This window comes from Streptomyces sp. NPDC088762 (assembly GCF_044750905.1).
In the GTDB taxonomy this organism is placed as follows: Bacteria; Actinomycetota; Actinomycetes; order Streptomycetales; family Streptomycetaceae; genus Streptomyces.
The window spans coordinates 15,903-30,874 of the sequence record NZ_JBIVKT010000022.1 but is presented as its reverse complement, the minus strand read 5'-3'; the positions used below and the strand labels follow the sequence as shown (position 1 = coordinate 30,874).

Genomic DNA, 14,972 nt, shown 5'->3' with positions numbered 1-14,972 from the left:
CGGGCCGGTCAGCGGCCCGGACGGTCTCGGTACGAGGACGCTCGCGCTCGGCGGAACGGACCCGGCGCCCCCCGTCGGCGGAGCGGCGGGCCGCGGGCCGGTCAGCGGCCGCGCAGTCTCCGTACGAGGATGCTCGCGTCCCCGCGCGACTCGAGGTCGGCGAGGACGACCGCCACCGCCTCGCGGACGATACGGCCGCGGTCGACCGCCAGCCCGTGCTCGCCGCGCAGGACCAGCCGCGCGTGCTCCAGGTCCATGAGCTCCTCGGCGGAGACGTAGACCGTGATCTTCTCGTCGTGCCGCTCGCGCCCGCTGGGGCGCCGGTTCGCGCCCCGGCCCTGGCCCTTGCCCCGACGGGCCGGCTGGGAGGTGACAGAACCTTCCTGCGACCGCCGGGGTGCGCCCACGCCGGGCTCCGTGCCGGCCGCGGCCTCCCGGCTGCGGCCCTCGCCCGCCGAGCCGTCGGCCGGGGCGGCCGAGTGCTCCGGACCCGACGCCTCCTCGGCCCCGCGCCGCGGCGAGGACGACTGGAGGGCCATCCCCCCGGTCGTGCGGAACAGTTCGTCGGCTCCGGGCAGACTCACTCGGCGTGACACCGGGCGAGCACCTCCCTGGCCAGCTGGCGATAGGCGGCGGCCCCGACGGAGTTGGAGGCGTACGTCGTGATCGGCTCACCGGCGACCGTGGTCTCCGGGAAGCGCACCGTGCGGCCGATGACCGTGTGGTAGACGTGGTCGTCGAAGGCCTCGACGACGCGCGCCAGCACCTCGCGGCTGTGCACCGTACGGGAGTCGTACATCGTGGCGAGGATGCCGTCGAGCTCCAGCTCGGGGTTGAGCCGCTCCTGCACCTTCTCGATGGTCTCGGTCAGCAGCGCCACACCGCGCAGCGCGAAGAACTCGCACTCCAGCGGGACGATGACCTTGTGAGCCGCCGTCAGGGCGTTCACGGTCAGCAGGCCGAGCGAGGGCTGACAGTCGATCACGATGTAGTCGTAGTCGGCCATCAGGGGCTTCAGGGCCCGCTGGAGGGTCGACTCGCGCGCGACCTCGCTGACCAACTGCACTTCGGCCGCGGACAGGTCGATGTTGCTCGGCAGCAGGTCCATGTTGGGGACCGCCGTCTTGAGCAGCACCTCGTCGGCCGACATGCCCCGCTCCATGAGCAGGTTGTAGACCGTCAGGTCGAGTTCCATCGGGTTCACGCCGAGGCCCACGGACAGCGCGCCCTGCGGGTCGAAGTCGACGAGCAGCACGCGGCGCCCGTACTCGGCGAGCGCGGCACCCAGGTTGATGGTGGACGTGGTCTTGCCCACGCCGCCCTTCTGGTTGCACATCGCGATGATCTTCGCGGGACCGTGGTCGGTCAGCGGACCGGGGATGGGGAAGTACGGGAGCGGGCGTCCGGTCGGGCCGATCCGCTCACGGCGCTGGCGGGCAGCGTCGGGGGCGAGGGTGGCCGCGTACTCGGGGTCGGGCTCGTACTCCGCGTCGGGGTCGTAGAAGTGCCCTTCGGGCACGTTTTCGTAGTCGGCGAAACCCACGGGCTGTTCGCCGCTCAGGTCGCCGGCCCTGGAGTTCACGTCTAGGCCGTCCATGCTCTTTTGGGGCGTCGTCATGTGCTGGTGGTTTGCGAAGGTGCGGACTGCGACGGAGCCGACAGCTTCGAGCCCTCGACCACCCCCAGGAGCAAATGTCGACTCATTCACAAGTCGTCTTACCTCCTCGGACGTGACCAGGACACTTATCGATAGGTCAGCGTGGCACCATGCCGACGGTTGGCGACTCTATGGCGTGTCACCACTCAGCGGCAACACAATCCGCCGGACCCGGCACGATGTGTCGGCAACCGAACACCACTCTGTCAAGGGCGTGCGGGCTGCCACCGCGAAGTTTCGCGGGTGTGCGAAAGGGTTAAAGGGTTACGTTCGAGGCGAGTTGAGCGGGGTCCGCGGGCACGCCGCAAACGCGTCCGGCCGGACCTTGCGGGCAAGGTCCGGCCGGATACGTGAGATTGACGTCAGTCGTTGACGTTTCAGCCGAGCAGCGTGCTCAGCTCGAGGGTCTCGAGACCGTGGGCCTCGGCGACCGGACCGTAAACGACCTGGCCGTCATGGGTGTTGAGGCCCAGCGCGAGCGCCGGGTCACGACGCAGCGCCTCGACCCAGCCGAGGTTCGCGAGCTGCACGATGTAGGGCAGCGTGGCGTTGGTCAGGGCGTAGGTGGAGGTGTTCGGCACCGCGCCCGGCATGTTGGCGACGCAGTAGAAGACCGAGTTGTGGACCTGGAAGGTCGGCTCGGCGTGGGTGGTCGGACGGGAGTCCTCGAAGCAGCCGCCCTGGTCGATCGCAATGTCGACAAGGACACTTCCGGGCTTCATCTTCGCGACGAGCTCGTTGGTGACCAGCTTCGGCGCCTTCGCACCCGGAATCAGCACCGCGCCGATGACGAGGTCGGCCTCGATGACGGCCTTCTCGAGCTCGAAGGCGTTGGAGACGATCGTCTTGATCTTCGTGCCGAAGATCTTGTCGGCCTCGCGGAGCTTGTTGATGTCCTTGTCGAGCAGGGTCACGTGGAAGCCCATGCCGATGGCGATCTGCGCGGCGTTCCAGCCGGAGACGCCGCCGCCGATGACCACGCACTCGCCGGCGTGGGTGCCGGGGACACCGCCCGGGAGGACGCCGCGGCCGCCGGCCGAGCGCATCAGGTGGTAGGCACCGACCTGCGGGGCCAGGCGGCCCGCGACCTCGGACATCGGGGCGAGCAGCGGCAGCGCGCGGTTGGCGAGCTCCACCGTCTCGTAGGCGATGGCGGTGGTGCCGGACTCCAGCAGCGCGTCCGTGCACTCGCGGGAGGCCGCGAGGTGCAGGTAGGTGAAGAGGGTCTGGTCCTTGCGGAGGCGGTGGTACTCCTCCGCGATCGGCTCCTTGACCTTCAGCAGCAGATCAGCGGTCGCCCAGACCTCGTCGGCGGTACCGAGGATCTCGGCGCCGGCCGAGACGTACTCGGCGTCCGTGATCGAGGAGCCCACACCGGCGTTCTGCTCGATGAAGACCTGGTGGCCGTTACGGACGAGCTCGTGGACACCGGCGGGGGTGATGGCCACACGGAACTCGTTGTTCTTGACCTCGCGGGGGATGCCGACCTTCATCGTCGATCACGGTCCTTGACTCAGGGGGAATAACGGGGGCACTTCCATACATACCCGCCCACAAGAACGCGCAACGGGATGCACCACGGGAAGCCGCGGTGAACCCAGTCTAATGAAGGATGACTCGCTGTCTAGCCTTGCAAACGAATAATCTCAGTCGGAAGTACTACGGATTTCGCAGGCCGCGGGGTCGTCTCCCAGCAATCTGTCGGCAGCGGAACGGTGCAGCCTGGCGGCCGCGGGGTCGCCCAGACGGTCGAGCGTGTCGGCCAGCCGCACCTGGAGCGCGGCCTGAAGCCGCTGGTCCCCGGCACGGCGCGCGAGCTCCACCGCCTCGCGGCAGGTGTGCAGCGATTCCTCGGGCCGCCCGGCGTACTCCTGGACCCGGGCCATCTCGCTCAACGCCTTTGCCTGACCCGGGACATCGGCCAGCCGCCGGTAACCCGCGGCGGCGGCCCGCCAGCTGCGCAGCGCGTCCCCGTAGCGGCCCGCGTAGGTGTGCACGTTTCCGAGCCGCCCGTACAGGCGGGCCTCGTCCTCGCGCTCCCCCCGCGCGTGCGCCTGGGCGAGCGCCCGGCCGAACCAGTCCGAGGCCCGGTGCCAGTCCGCCAGCTCCTGGTACGCCCCGCCTACGGATTCCATCGCGCGGCCGGTGGCGTAGGGATCGTTCGCGGCCCGTCCCGCGTCCAGCGCGGCCCGGTAGCGCTCCAGCGCCTCACGGGTCCGGCCGGTCTCGGCGTCGAGGTCGGCCAGGTTCAGCAGGGCGGCGGCCTGCTCCCGGTGCAGGCCCCGGCGCTCGGCCACGTCCAGGACCAGGCGGTGCAGCCCGTACAGCTCGGGGGCGGCCTCGGCGGTGCCGCGGTGCTCCGCGAGCGCCCGTACGAGGGCTGCGACCAGCCGGCGGGCCAGCGTGTCCAGCTCACCGTCGGCCACGGCGAGGGACGCGGCGGCGGAGAGGGCGGGCAACCGGGTGTCCAGCCAGGTGGCGGCGGCCCGCCGGTCGGGGAAGCGCAGGGCGCGCGGCAGGGTCTCCAGCTTCTCCGGTACGCCGAGGAAGCCTTGACCGTCCTGGTCGGGGTCGGCCATGGCCCGGCAGGAGTGCAGCAGCCGTACGGTGCGCTCCAGCATCCGGGCCCGGGCGAGCTGCACCTCGGCCGGGCGCTCGTTGTTCTCCAGCACGGTCCGGAGCAGGGGCACCAGGCAGCCCGGCAGATGGAAGAGGCCGTTGTGGGCATGGCGCAGCAGGCCCAGGCCGGCGAAATCGTCGAGGGTGGACTGGGCGGCGGCCACGGAGCAGCCGGCGAGGGCGGACGCGGTGTGGGAGTCGACGCTGCCGGCGGGGGCGAGGGGCAGGAGCCGCAGGGTCCGCTGGGCGGGCTGCGGCAGGGACTCGTAGACCAGCCGGAAGGCGCGGCCGAGCGGTCCTCCGGCGGGGGCGGGGCTGTCGTGCAGCTGCTTGGCCACATCGGCGACGGAGGCCTTGGGGTGGGCGGCGAGCCAGCCGCCGACGAGGGAGAGAGCGGCGGGCTGGCCCCCGCATTCCTCGGCGAGCGCCTCGGCGGCGAGGGGGTCGACCGTGATCCGGGTGTCGCCGATGCGGTGGGCGAGCATCTGGACGGCGGAGGGGGTGTCCAGGCCGCCCAGGGTGCAGGGGCGCACGTCGGGGATCCCGGTGAGCGGGCCCTCGGCGGTGACGAGGACGAGGCACTCGGGGGTGTCCGGGAGCAGGGCGTCGACCTGGTGCGGGTCGGCGGCGTCGTCGACGAGGACGATCACTCGCCGCCCGTCGAGCGCGGTGCGCAGGGCGGAACTGAGCTCGTCCTCCGCGGCCCCGGGAGGCGTGGTCTGCCCGAGCGCTTCGATCAGGCCCCTGAGCGCCCGCTCGGTGGCGACCTTCTCCCCGCCGGGAGTGGTGAGCCGGGTGCGGAGGACCCCGTCGGGATACTGCTCGGCGACCTCCCGTACGAACGCCTCGGCCAGCGCGGTCCGCCCGGAGCCCGGGCGCCCGGCGATCAGCAGGACGCGCGCGCGGGGCGCCTTGGCCTTGCGGCCGGAGAGGGTGTCGAGCCCGGTCCGTGCGATGTCCTCGCGCAGCTCCTTGAGCTCACGCCGCCGCCCGACGAAATCCGCCACGGATCCGCTCCTCTCGCTGCTTCGGATTGCGAGCGTAGTTCACGCAGAGCGACGATCCGGGGGGAGCGCGGCGGACAAATCCCCCAATCGGATCAGCCGATGGTCCTCTTATTCACTCGCCGCTCGGGGCGCTCCGCCGCCTAGGCCGTCTCTTTCGGATCTTGTCGGCCGAGCCCGCGTGTCCGGTGCCGTGCATGGCAAGGCGGAGGGGCACCCGTGTACGGGACGTACTCGGGTGCCCCGACAACGCGGCCAGGTGCGGCACCGGACACCGCGGGCCCGGCAAGATCCGAAAGAGACGGCCTAGGCCTCGTACGGCCGGGCCGGCCAGGGGGCCAGTGCGGGCCGCAGGGACTCCAGCCCGCCGGAGGCGAGGGCGGCGGACAGGGCGAGCACGCCCGTCACCAGGCCCGGGTTCCCCAGCCGGCCCGCCAGGACTCCGGCGACCAGGTCGCCGAGCGGGACGCGGGCGATCTCCATGTCGGCCTCCTCCTCGGAGACGGCGTACCGGGCGCCCTCCGCCTCGGACAGGTCACGCGCGAGGAAGATCCGGACCGCCTCGTCGGAACCCCCCGGCGAGGAGAAGAAGTCGGCCAGCACCCGCCAGTCCTCCGCCTTGACGTGCGCCTCCTCGTACAGCTCCCGCTGCGCGGCGAGCAGCGGGTTCTCCCCGGGCACGTCCAGCAGCCCCGCCGGCAGCTCCCACAGCCGGTGCCGCACCGGGTGCCGGAACTGCTTGAGGACCAGGACCCGCTGCTGCTCGTCGAGGGCGAGGACGCACACCGACCCGGGGTGCACCTGGTAGTCGCGGCGCACCACCGACCGGTCCGGCATCCGCACCTGGTCCGAGCGGACGGCCGTCTTCGCGCCCTGGAACGGGGTGCGCGAGGCGACGACCTCCCACGACTCCGGTGTGTCCACGATGGCGGTGCCGTTGTCGTTGTCCAGGGCCATGGCCAGTACCTTTCCGAAACGCGACAGCCGGGGCACGGTGCGTGCCCCGGCTGCCTACGTTATGCGGTCGGGCTGTCAGGCCGTCACTTCGCCGACTGCTGCCGCTCCACGGCCGCCTTGACCAGGCCCGCGAAGAGCGGGTGCGGGCGGGTCGGGCGCGAGCGCAGCTCCGGGTGGGCCTGGGTGGCCACCAGGTAGGGGTGCACCTCGCGCGGGTACTCGACGTACTCGACGAGCTTGTTGTCCGGGGAGGTGCCGGAGAAGACGATGCCCGCCTTCTTCTCGAGCTCGCCGCGGTAGGCGTTGTTCACCTCGTAGCGGTGCCGGTGGCGCTCGTCCACGTACGCCTGGTCGCCGTAGACCTCGCGGACGATGGAGCCCTCGGCGAGCTTCGCGGGGTACATGCCCAGGCGCATGGTGCCGCCCAGGTCGCCCGCGCCCTCGACGAAGGCCAGCTGCTCCTCCATGGTCGAGATGACCGGGTTGGCGGTGGAGGCGTCGAACTCGGTGGAGTTCGCGTCCTCGATGCCCGCCAGATTGCGCGCGGCCTCGATGACCACGCACTGCAGGCCCAGGCACAGGCCGAGCAGCGGGATCTTGTTCTCGCGGGCGTAGGTGATCGCGCCGACCTTGCCGTTGACGCCGCGGTCGCCGAAGCCGCCGGGCACGCAGATCGCGTCCACGTCGGCCAGCTGCGCCGCCGCGCCCGCCGGGGTCTTGCAGTCGTCGGAGGTGACCCACTTGATCTGGACGCGGGCCTTGTTGGCGAAACCGCCGGCGCGCAGCGCCTCGGTCACCGACAGGTAGGCGTCCGGCAGGTCGATGTACTTGCCGACGAGCGCGACCTTGACCTCGTGGTCGGGGTTGTGGACGCGGTCCAGGAGGTCCTCCCAGACGGTCCAGTCCACGTCGCGGAAGGGCAGGTCGAGCTTGCGCACGACGTACGCGTCCAGGCCCTCGGTGTGCAGGACCTTCGGGATGTCGTAGATCGACTTGGCGTCGATGGCCGCGACCACGGCCGCCTCGTCCACGTCGCACATCAGCGAGATCTTGCGCTTGATGGAGGTGGGCACGTCGCGGTCGGCGCGCAGCACGATCGCGTCGGGCTGGATGCCGATGTTGCGCAGGGCCGCGACGGAGTGCTGGGTGGGCTTGGTCTTCAGCTCGCCGGAGGGGCCGATGTAGGGCAGCAGCGAGATGTGCACGACGAAGACGTTGTCGCGGCCGACCTCGTGGCGGACCTGGCGGACGGTCTCCAGGAACGGCAGCGACTCGATGTCGCCGACGGTGCCGCCGACCTCGGTGATGACGACGTCGACGTCCTCGGTCGCCATGCGGCGGATGCGGTGCTTGATCTCGTTGGTGATGTGCGGGATGACCTGCACGGTGTCACCGAGGTACTCGCCGCGCCGCTCCTTGGCGATGACCGTGTTGTAGACCTGGCCGGTGGTGACGTTGGCCGAGCCGTCGAGGTCCACGTCGAGGAAGCGCTCGTAGTGGCCGATGTCCAGGTCGGTCTCGGCGCCGTCGTTGGTGACGAACACCTCGCCGTGCTGGAACGGGTTCATCGTGCCCGGGTCGACGTTCAGGTAGGGGTCGAGCTTCTGCATCGTGACCCGCAGGCCGCGCGCCTTCAGCAGCGCACCCAGGCTGGAGGCCGTCAGGCCCTTGCCGAGGGAGGAGGCGACACCCCCGGTGACGAAGATGTGCTTGGTCGTCAGAGATTTGGGCGGCATCGCCAAGAGGGGGCTCCCGTGGTCGCGAGGTGAAGTGCGTCCGGCACCGGCCGCCGTCGATCCGGAAGGGTCTCAGGGGGCGCCGAAGCTGCGGTTTCGGGGCTCCTGATTCGCACAGGCAGACCACCGGTCCACGGGGTACCAGCCTATCAGCGCCCGGACCGGTCCGCCTCCGGCCACGCGGCGCGGAGGTTCCCTCCGGGGTCGCGGCGGGGCCGCGGCAGGACTCCGCGGCCGCGGAGGCGCAGGTCACCCGTTTGGAGCAGCCGCATTCCCCGGGGGCTTCGGGAGATCACTAGGGTGCCGTTCTATCCTGCTCGGATATCGCACACATCGCCGCCCGAGCAGTCCGTCGGACGGCGTAACCGAGCCGGTATACGGAATCATGGCTCACGCGGGGATCCACACACAGGAGACCGCGCACCGCGCAATGCAAGCGCCCCTAGGGGCGGACGTGGCCGTTCGACTGGAGATGCACGTGTCCGGGCGCATCGAGGATTACGCACTGATCGGGGACATGCAGACCGCGGCGTTGGTCTGCCGGGACGGGGCGGTGGACTGGTTGTGTCTGCCCCGTTTCGACTCCCATGCCATTTTCGCGAGCATTCTCGGCACCGAAGATCACGGTTTCTGGCGGATCGGCCCGGCCTTCCCGGCGGGATCCGAGGCCCCGCGAGCCACCCGCCGCCGCTACCGCGGCGACTCGCTCGTGCTCGAATCGGAGTGGGAGACCCCGCGCGGCACCGTCCGCGTGATCGACTTCATGCCGCCCCGCGAGGACCACGCCCCGCAGCTGATCCGCATCGTGGAAGGCGTCAGCGGGCGCGTCCCGATGCGCTCGGCGCTGCGCATGCGGTTCAGCTACGGGCGGGTCGTGCCCTGGGTGCACAAGGTCGACGGGCGCACGGTGGCCGTCGCGGGCCCCGACTCGGTCTGGCTGGACACCGACGCGCAGACGTACGGCAAGGACCTGACCACGTACTCCGACTTCACCGTCGGGCCGGGCGACCGGATGGCCTTCAGCATCAGCTGGGAGCGGTCACACAAGGGCGCGCCGGAGGCCCCCGACGCCGAGGCGGCGCTGGACTCGACCACCGAGTTCTGGCGCGAGTGGGTCGAACAGTGCACGTACCACGGGCCCTACCGGGAGGCGGTGGTCCGCTCCCTGATCACCCTCAAGGCCCTGACCTACGGCCCCACGGGCGGGATCGTCGCCGCTCCGACCACCTCCCTGCCGGAGGAGATCGGCGGCGTCCGGAACTGGGACTACCGCTACACCTGGCTGCGCGACGCCGCCATCACCCTGTCGTCGCTGCTGCGCACCGGCTACCGCGAAGAGGCCCGCGCCTGGCGCGAGTGGCTGCTGCGCGCGGTGGCCGGCGACCCGGAGAACCTGCAGATCATGTACGGGATCGCGGGCGAGCGGGAGCTCGGCGAGACCGAGCTGGACTGGCTGCCGGGCTACGAGAACTCCCGCCCGGTCCGCGTCGGAAACGGCGCCGCCGGCCAGCTCCAGCTCGACGTGTACGGCGAGGTCACCGAGGCCCTGCACCTGGGCCACATGACCGGCCTGGCCCGCAGCGACTACGCCTCGCTGCTCCAGCTCAAGCTGATCCGCTACCTGGAGACCCACTGGGACCAGCCGGACGAGGGCATCTGGGAGGTGCGCGGCCCGCGCCGCCACTTCGTGCACTCGAAGGTGATGGCCTGGGTGGCCGTGGACCGCACGATCAAGCTGATCGAGAGCGGGGACGCGGACGGCCCCCTGGAGCGCTGGCGCGAGCTGCGCGACGAGATCCACCAGGACGTGTGCGAGAAGGGCTACGACAAGGAGCGCAACACGTTCACCCAGTCGTACGGGTCGAAGGAGCTGGACGCCTCCCTGCTGCTGATCCCGCAGATGGGCTTCCTGCCGCCCGACGACAAGCGGGTCATCGGCACCATCGAGGCGATCCAGCGCGAGCTGTCCACGCCCGACGGGTTCATCCTGCGCTACCCGACGGCGGGCGAGGAGGCCGGTGTCGACGGCCTGGAGGGCGACGAGGGGGCCTTCCTGGCCTGCTCGTTCTGGATGGCCGACGACCTGGCGATGATCGGGCGGGTGGACGAGGCCCGGCGGCTCTTCGAGCGGCTGCTGTCGCTGCGCAACGACCTCGGGCTGCTCGCGGAGGAGTGGGATCCGCGGCTCCAGCGGCAGGTCGGGAACTTCCCGCAGGCCTTCAGCCACGTTCCGCTGATCGACACGGCCCTGCGGCTGACGGCGAGCGGGGCGTACGGCGGCTGACGGCGAGCGGGGCTGACCGCGAGCCGGGCTGACGGCGAGCGGGGCGTACGGGGCCTGATTAGCCTGGAAGGGTCGTAGGCCCCTCCGCCCCTCCCGGAAGGGGGTAGCCATGGCTCCCCTCTCGAAGGCGCGCACGGCACTCGCCGAGCTCCGCGAAGACCTGTCCGGCGACGTCTTCGCTCCGGAGGATCCGGGGTACGACGAGGCCCGGACGGTCTTCAACGCGATGATCGACCGCAGGCCGGCCGTCATCGCCCAGTGCGAGAGCCCGGTGGACGTGGTGACCGCCGTGCGGTTCGCGCGGCGGCTCGACCTGCCCGTCGCGGTGCGCGGCGGCGGCCACAGCGTCGCCGGGATGTCCCTCAACGACGGTGGCGTGGTCGTGGACCTGCGCCGGATGCACGCGGTGACGGTCCACCCGGGGGCCTCGGCCGTCCGCGTCGAGGGCGGCGCGACGATGAGCCACCTGGACCGGGCCTGCGAGCCGTACGGGCTGGCGACCACCGGCGGCCGCGCCTCCACCACCGGGGTCGGCGGCTTCGTGCTGGGCGGCGGCAGTGGGTGGCTGGACCGGAAGTTCGGCCTGGCGGTGGACAACCTGCTGGGCGTGGACCTGGTGACGGCGAACGGCGAGATGGTGACGGCGACGGCGCAGGACCATCCCGAGCTGTTCTGGGGGCTGCACGGCGGCGGCGGGAACTTCGGCATCGCGACGTCCCTGACGCTGCGGCTGCACGAACTGCCGGTGATGTCCGTCGCGTTCCTGCTGTACCTGCCGGAGCGCGGGCCCGAGGTGGTCCGTACGTACCGGGACGTCATCGAAGCGGGGCCGCGCGAGGCCGCGGGCGGCGCCATCTACCTGACCGGTCCGCCCGAGGAGTTCGTCCCGCCGCACCTGGTCGGCCTGCTGCTGGCGGGGGCGCTCGTGACGTACGCGGGTCCCGAGGAGGAGCTGCGCAGGCTGGCCGCGCCGCTGCTGGCGATCCCGCACGAGGTGGAGATGGTCACCGCCATCCCGTACGCCGATCTGCAGTGCATGCTCGACGACCCGCCGGGCATGCGGAACTACTGGTCGGCGGAGTACCTGACGGGTGTGCCCGACGAGTTCGTGGACGTGTTCTGCGCCCGCGCGGACTCCATGCCGGTGCCGACCGGCACCCAGCACGTGGTGTGGCCGCAGGGCGGCGCGATCGCCGAGGGCCCGGCCGACTACCCGGTGCCGTTCCGCGACGCGCCCTGGGCGGTGCACCCCTTCGGGATCTGGGAGGACCCGGCCGACGACGAACGCGCCCGGCAGTGGGTCAAGGACGTCCGCGCCGATGTCCGGCCGTGGAGCACCGGCGCGGTCTACCTCAACTTCACCGGGGACGAGGGCCACGACCGGGTGGTCGCGGGCCTCGGCGCCGAGAACATGCGGCGGCTGGGCGAGCTGAAGCGGGAGTACGACCCGGACAACGTCTTCCGCTCCAACCACAACATCAAGCCGCTGTAGGGACCTACGCGAGAGCGGCGATCACCTCGCGTGCCGCGCGCTCGCCCTCGGTGGCGCCGCCCTCCATGAAGCCCTGGAAGTCGTAGCTGCAGTGCTCGCCGCCGATGTGGACGTTGCCCTGCGCGGTGCCCTCGTACTTGGCGTAGCGGTGCAGGTAGCCGGTGGGCCAGTACGAGTACGCCCCCAGGGAGTAGGGGTTGCGGTGCCACGCGGAGAGCTGGGCGCGCCCGTTCCAGACCGCCTTGGTGCCCGGGAAGAAGGAGTCGACGCCGGTCAGGACGCGGCCCGCGAGGTCGCGTACGTACGGATCGGCCTCGGTGGCGAAGGGGGTCGCGGGGGTGAGCGCCCCGGCCAGGGTGCCGCCGCCGTACTGCAGCAGGATGCCGCCGGTGCCGGGCTGCACCTTGGTGGTGTCCCAGGTCTGCTGGACGGTGGAGTCCGTGAAGCAGTCGCCGGCGGAGACGCCGGGCCAGGGTCCCGTGCCGCGCCAGGGGCGGGCGGTGAACTGCATGTTGAGCTTGGTGCAGTAGCCCATCCTGGCGTCCCTGAGCAGGTTGCGCATCAGCGGGTCGAAGCCGGCCCCGGAGGTGTCGATGCGCTGGAGGATCGGCAGCGGCAGGCACAGGACGGTGTGGTCGGCGACGACGGTCCGGGTGGCGCCGGAGTCGTTGAAGGTGAGGGTCTGGGTGCCGTCGGCGTTGGCGCGTACGGCGACCAGCTCGCGGCCCATCACCAGGGTGCCGGCGGGCAGTGCGGCGGCGATGGCCCTCGGCAGCTGGTCGTTGCCGCCGGTGATGTGGTAGCGCTCGTTGGACAGGCCCCAGACGTTGAAGTTGCCGGGGTTGGGCTGGTAGCCCATCAGGAGGACCAGCGCGAGGGCGGACTGCCGGTCGGTGTCGGCGCCGTACTCGACGTTGTAGGCCACGTCGATGAAACGGCCGAGCCGGGAGCCGTGGCCGCCGGGGACGCGGGTCTCGATCCACTCGTACAGGGTCATGTTGTCGAGGGCCGTGCCGGCGGGGGTGCTGGAGTTCCAGGAGACCTCGCCGGCGTCCACGAGGTCGCGGTGCAGCGCCTGGTAGACGGCCTTGAAGTCCTCGTCGGCCTGGGTGCGGGAGTAGTACTCGCCGTTGAACCAGAGGACTTCCTCCGCCCCGTTGGGGCCGCCGCCGAGGAAGTCCTCGGTGGGCAGGTTGAAGCGCCGGCACAGCTCCAGGATCTTCTTGTGGCTGGTGTCGATGAGCTCGCCGCCGATCTCGGAGGTCTGCCCGTACGCCCAGTGGTCGCGCTGGGTCCACATCCGGCCGCCGACGCGGGCGGGGTTGGCCTCGTAGAGGGTGCAGGGGATGCCCGCGTCCTTGAGGGTGAGGGCGGCGGTCAGGCCGGAGATGCCGGCGCCGACGACGGCGACGCGGGCGGGCCCGACGGGCTTCTTGGCGGGGGCGGGGGCGGATCCGGCGGCGTGGGCGGTGGCGGTGGAGGCGAGGGCGGTACCGAGGCCGAGGGCGGCGGCGCGGCCGAGGAGTTCGCGGCGGGTGGAGCCGCGGACCTCGGCGGCGGGCAGGCCGAGGCGCCGGGCGGCGGCGTGCTCGGCGGCGAGCCTGCGCAGGGCGTGCATCACGGGCGTACGTGCCATGGTGGAGCTCCTCAGACGTTCGCGGCGGTGGTGGAGGGGGAGGAGGGGGCGTCGGCGCGCTCGGTGGCGTCTTCCAGGACGATCCGGCCGATGATCTCGTAGCGCGCGGGGGCCTTCGCCTTGAGCCAGAAGCCGAGCCCGAGGCCGCCGAGGAAGACGGCGCCGACGATCCACGGGATGAGCTTGAAGAACAGCGAGCCGGCCGCGGCCCCGGCGGCGGTCTCCATGTTCAGCACCAGCAGGACCACGACGGCGGTCATGCCGACACCGCCGAGCAGCGGCGCGGTCATGGTCTTGAACCAGTGCCGGTCCTCCGGGTGGTTCTTGCGGAAGTACCCGATGACGGCGAAGGAGCAGAGCGTCTGGACGATCAGGATGGCCATCGTGCCCAGGATCGCGAGCAGGGTGTACAGGTGCAGGTACGGGTCCTGTCCGGTGAGCCAGAAACCGGCGACGAGCGCGGTGGCGATGGCGGTCTGCACCACCGAGGCCACGTACGGCGAGCCGTGCCTGACGTGGGTGCGGCCGAGCTTCGGGGACAGGAAGCCCTCGCGGCCGATCGCGTAGAGGTAGCGGGCCGCGCACTGGTGGAAGGCCATGCCGCAGGCGAAGGAGCCGGTGAGCAGCAGCCATTGGAAGGCGTCGACGGCCCATGCGCCGATGAAGGTCTCGGTGGGGGCGAAGAAGAGGTCCAGGGGGCTGGCGGAGGCGGACAGTTCCACGGACTTCGCCAGGCCGTTGCCGGCGATGGTCATCCAGGAGACGTAGATGTAGAAGAGGCCGACGCCGACGACGGAGATCAGTGTCGCCTTGGGGATGACCCGCTTGGGGTCGCGGGACTCCTCGCCGTACATGGCGGTGGACTCGAAGCCGACCCAGGACCAGAAGGCGAAGAAGAGGCCGAGGCCGGCGGAGGTGCCGGTGAAGGCGTTCTTGGGGTTGACGGGCTCCACCGGGATCCCGTCCGGGCCGCCGCCCGCGATGAGCACGGCGGTGGCGACGGCGAACAGGACGGCGATCTCGGCGACGAGCATCACGCCGAGGGCCTTGGCGGTGAGGTTGATGTCGAAGTGGGCCAGGGCGGCGGTGACGGCGAGCATGGCGGCCGCGTACAGGACCCAGGGCAGGTCGACGCCGAGCTGGTCGTGGACGGTGGTCTTGGCGAAGTAGGAGAAGACCCCGACGATCGAGGCCTCGAAGACGATGTAGGCGAGGACGGCGAGCATCCCGGACGCCATGCCGGCGATCCGGCCGAGGCCGTGCGAGATGTAGCCGTAGAAGGCTCCGGCTGCCGTGATCCGCTTGGCCATGGCCACGTAACCGACCGCGAAGACCGTCAGGACGAGCGTCGCGAAGAGATAACCGGCCGGTGCGCCGGTGCCGTTGCCGAAGCCGACGGCGATGGGGAGGTTGCCGGTCATGGCGGTGATCGGGGCGGCGGTGGCGACGGCCATGAAGACGACGCCGACCAGTCCGACCGAGTTGGCTTTGAGCCGCTGCACCTGCGGAGTTGTCGACGCCTCGGGTGGCTGACCGGTGATACCTCTGCTCATGGCTTCCTCTTCCGTGTGGAGGGCGCCCACTCTC

10 protein-coding genes are annotated in these 14,972 nt (G+C 71.2%); 2 read left to right on the top strand and 8 right to left on the bottom strand.

From position 1 onward, the window contains the following. Window positions 1-101: 101 nt before the first annotated feature. The 6 genes from ACIP5M_RS33120 to ACIP5M_RS33095 all read right to left on the bottom strand — a co-directional run bounded on the left by ACIP5M_RS33120 (window position 102) and on the right by ACIP5M_RS33095 (window position 7,973). Entirely contained in the window at window positions 102-596 is a 495-nt protein-coding gene (locus tag ACIP5M_RS33120) for a hypothetical protein (RefSeq protein ID WP_401203905.1), read from the bottom strand. Beyond that, the gene (locus ACIP5M_RS33115) at window positions 581-1,618 is read right to left on the bottom strand and encodes a ParA family protein (RefSeq protein WP_401203903.1); all 1,038 of its coding nucleotides are present in this window, start codon (window positions 1,616-1,618) and stop codon (window positions 581-583) included. The genes ACIP5M_RS33120 and ACIP5M_RS33115 overlap by 16 nt, the downstream gene beginning before the upstream one ends. A 416-nt stretch (window positions 1,619-2,034) precedes the next feature. Further along, on the bottom strand, window positions 2,035-3,150 hold the full coding sequence (ald, locus tag ACIP5M_RS33110) for an alanine dehydrogenase (protein WP_401203900.1): 1,116 nt from the start codon (window positions 3,148-3,150) through the stop codon (window positions 2,035-2,037). A gap of 153 nt (window positions 3,151-3,303) precedes the next feature. Next, the gene (locus tag ACIP5M_RS33105; RefSeq protein ID WP_401203898.1) at window positions 3,304-5,283 is read right to left on the bottom strand and encodes a tetratricopeptide repeat protein; all 1,980 of its coding nucleotides are present in this window, start codon (window positions 5,281-5,283) and stop codon (window positions 3,304-3,306) included. A 303-nt stretch (window positions 5,284-5,586) separates the two neighbouring features. Then, window positions 5,587-6,237: an NUDIX domain-containing protein gene (locus tag ACIP5M_RS33100; RefSeq protein ID WP_401203895.1), complete on the bottom strand. Its 651-nt coding sequence runs from the start codon at window positions 6,235-6,237 to the stop codon at window positions 5,587-5,589. Between the two features lie 83 nt (window positions 6,238-6,320). Further along, window positions 6,321-7,973: a CTP synthase gene (locus ACIP5M_RS33095; RefSeq protein WP_401203893.1), complete on the bottom strand. Its 1,653-nt coding sequence runs from the start codon at window positions 7,971-7,973 to the stop codon at window positions 6,321-6,323. A 472-nt stretch (window positions 7,974-8,445) separates the two neighbouring features. Here ACIP5M_RS33095 and ACIP5M_RS33090 point away from each other — a divergent pair, with 472 nt between their 5' ends. Continuing rightward, entirely contained in the window at window positions 8,446-10,257 is a 1,812-nt protein-coding gene (locus ACIP5M_RS33090) for a glycoside hydrolase family 15 protein (RefSeq protein WP_401204148.1), read from the top strand. A 109-nt stretch (window positions 10,258-10,366) separates the two neighbouring features. Beyond that, window positions 10,367-11,749 carry an FAD-binding oxidoreductase gene (locus tag ACIP5M_RS33085; protein ID WP_401203890.1) on the top strand — a complete coding sequence of 461 codons (1,383 nt, stop codon included), beginning with the start codon at window positions 10,367-10,369 and terminating at the stop codon, window positions 11,747-11,749. A gap of 4 nt (window positions 11,750-11,753) precedes the next feature. Here ACIP5M_RS33085 and ACIP5M_RS33080 read toward each other — a convergent pair whose 3' ends face one another. Both ACIP5M_RS33080 and ACIP5M_RS33075 read right to left on the bottom strand, forming a co-directional pair. Beyond that, entirely contained in the window at window positions 11,754-13,385 is a 1,632-nt protein-coding gene (locus ACIP5M_RS33080; RefSeq protein ID WP_401203887.1) for an FAD-dependent oxidoreductase, read from the bottom strand. A gap of 11 nt (window positions 13,386-13,396) precedes the next feature. Further along, window positions 13,397-14,938, bottom strand: a complete 1,542-nt coding sequence (locus ACIP5M_RS33075; RefSeq protein WP_401203885.1) for an APC family permease — start codon at window positions 14,936-14,938, stop codon at window positions 13,397-13,399. Window positions 14,939-14,972: the final 34 nt, after the last annotated feature.

Coding starts and splice junctions, on each gene's coding strand:
- ACIP5M_RS33115 (WP_401203903.1), bottom strand. CDS start 1,618: ATGACGACGCCCCAAAAGAGCATGGACGGCCTAGACGTGAACTCCAGG.
- ald (WP_401203900.1), bottom strand. CDS start 3,150: ATGAAGGTCGGCATCCCCCGCGAGGTCAAGAACAACGAGTTCCGTGTG.
- ACIP5M_RS33100 (WP_401203895.1), bottom strand. CDS start 6,237: ATGGCCCTGGACAACGACAACGGCACCGCCATCGTGGACACACCGGAG.
- ACIP5M_RS33095 (WP_401203893.1), bottom strand. CDS start 7,973: ATGCCGCCCAAATCTCTGACGACCAAGCACATCTTCGTCACCGGGGGT.
- ACIP5M_RS33090 (WP_401204148.1), top strand. CDS start 8,446: ATGCACGTGTCCGGGCGCATCGAGGATTACGCACTGATCGGGGACATG.
- ACIP5M_RS33085 (WP_401203890.1), top strand. CDS start 10,367: ATGGCTCCCCTCTCGAAGGCGCGCACGGCACTCGCCGAGCTCCGCGAA.
- ACIP5M_RS33080 (WP_401203887.1), bottom strand. CDS start 13,385: ATGGCACGTACGCCCGTGATGCACGCCCTGCGCAGGCTCGCCGCCGAG.
- ACIP5M_RS33075 (WP_401203885.1), bottom strand. CDS start 14,938: ATGAGCAGAGGTATCACCGGTCAGCCACCCGAGGCGTCGACAACTCCG.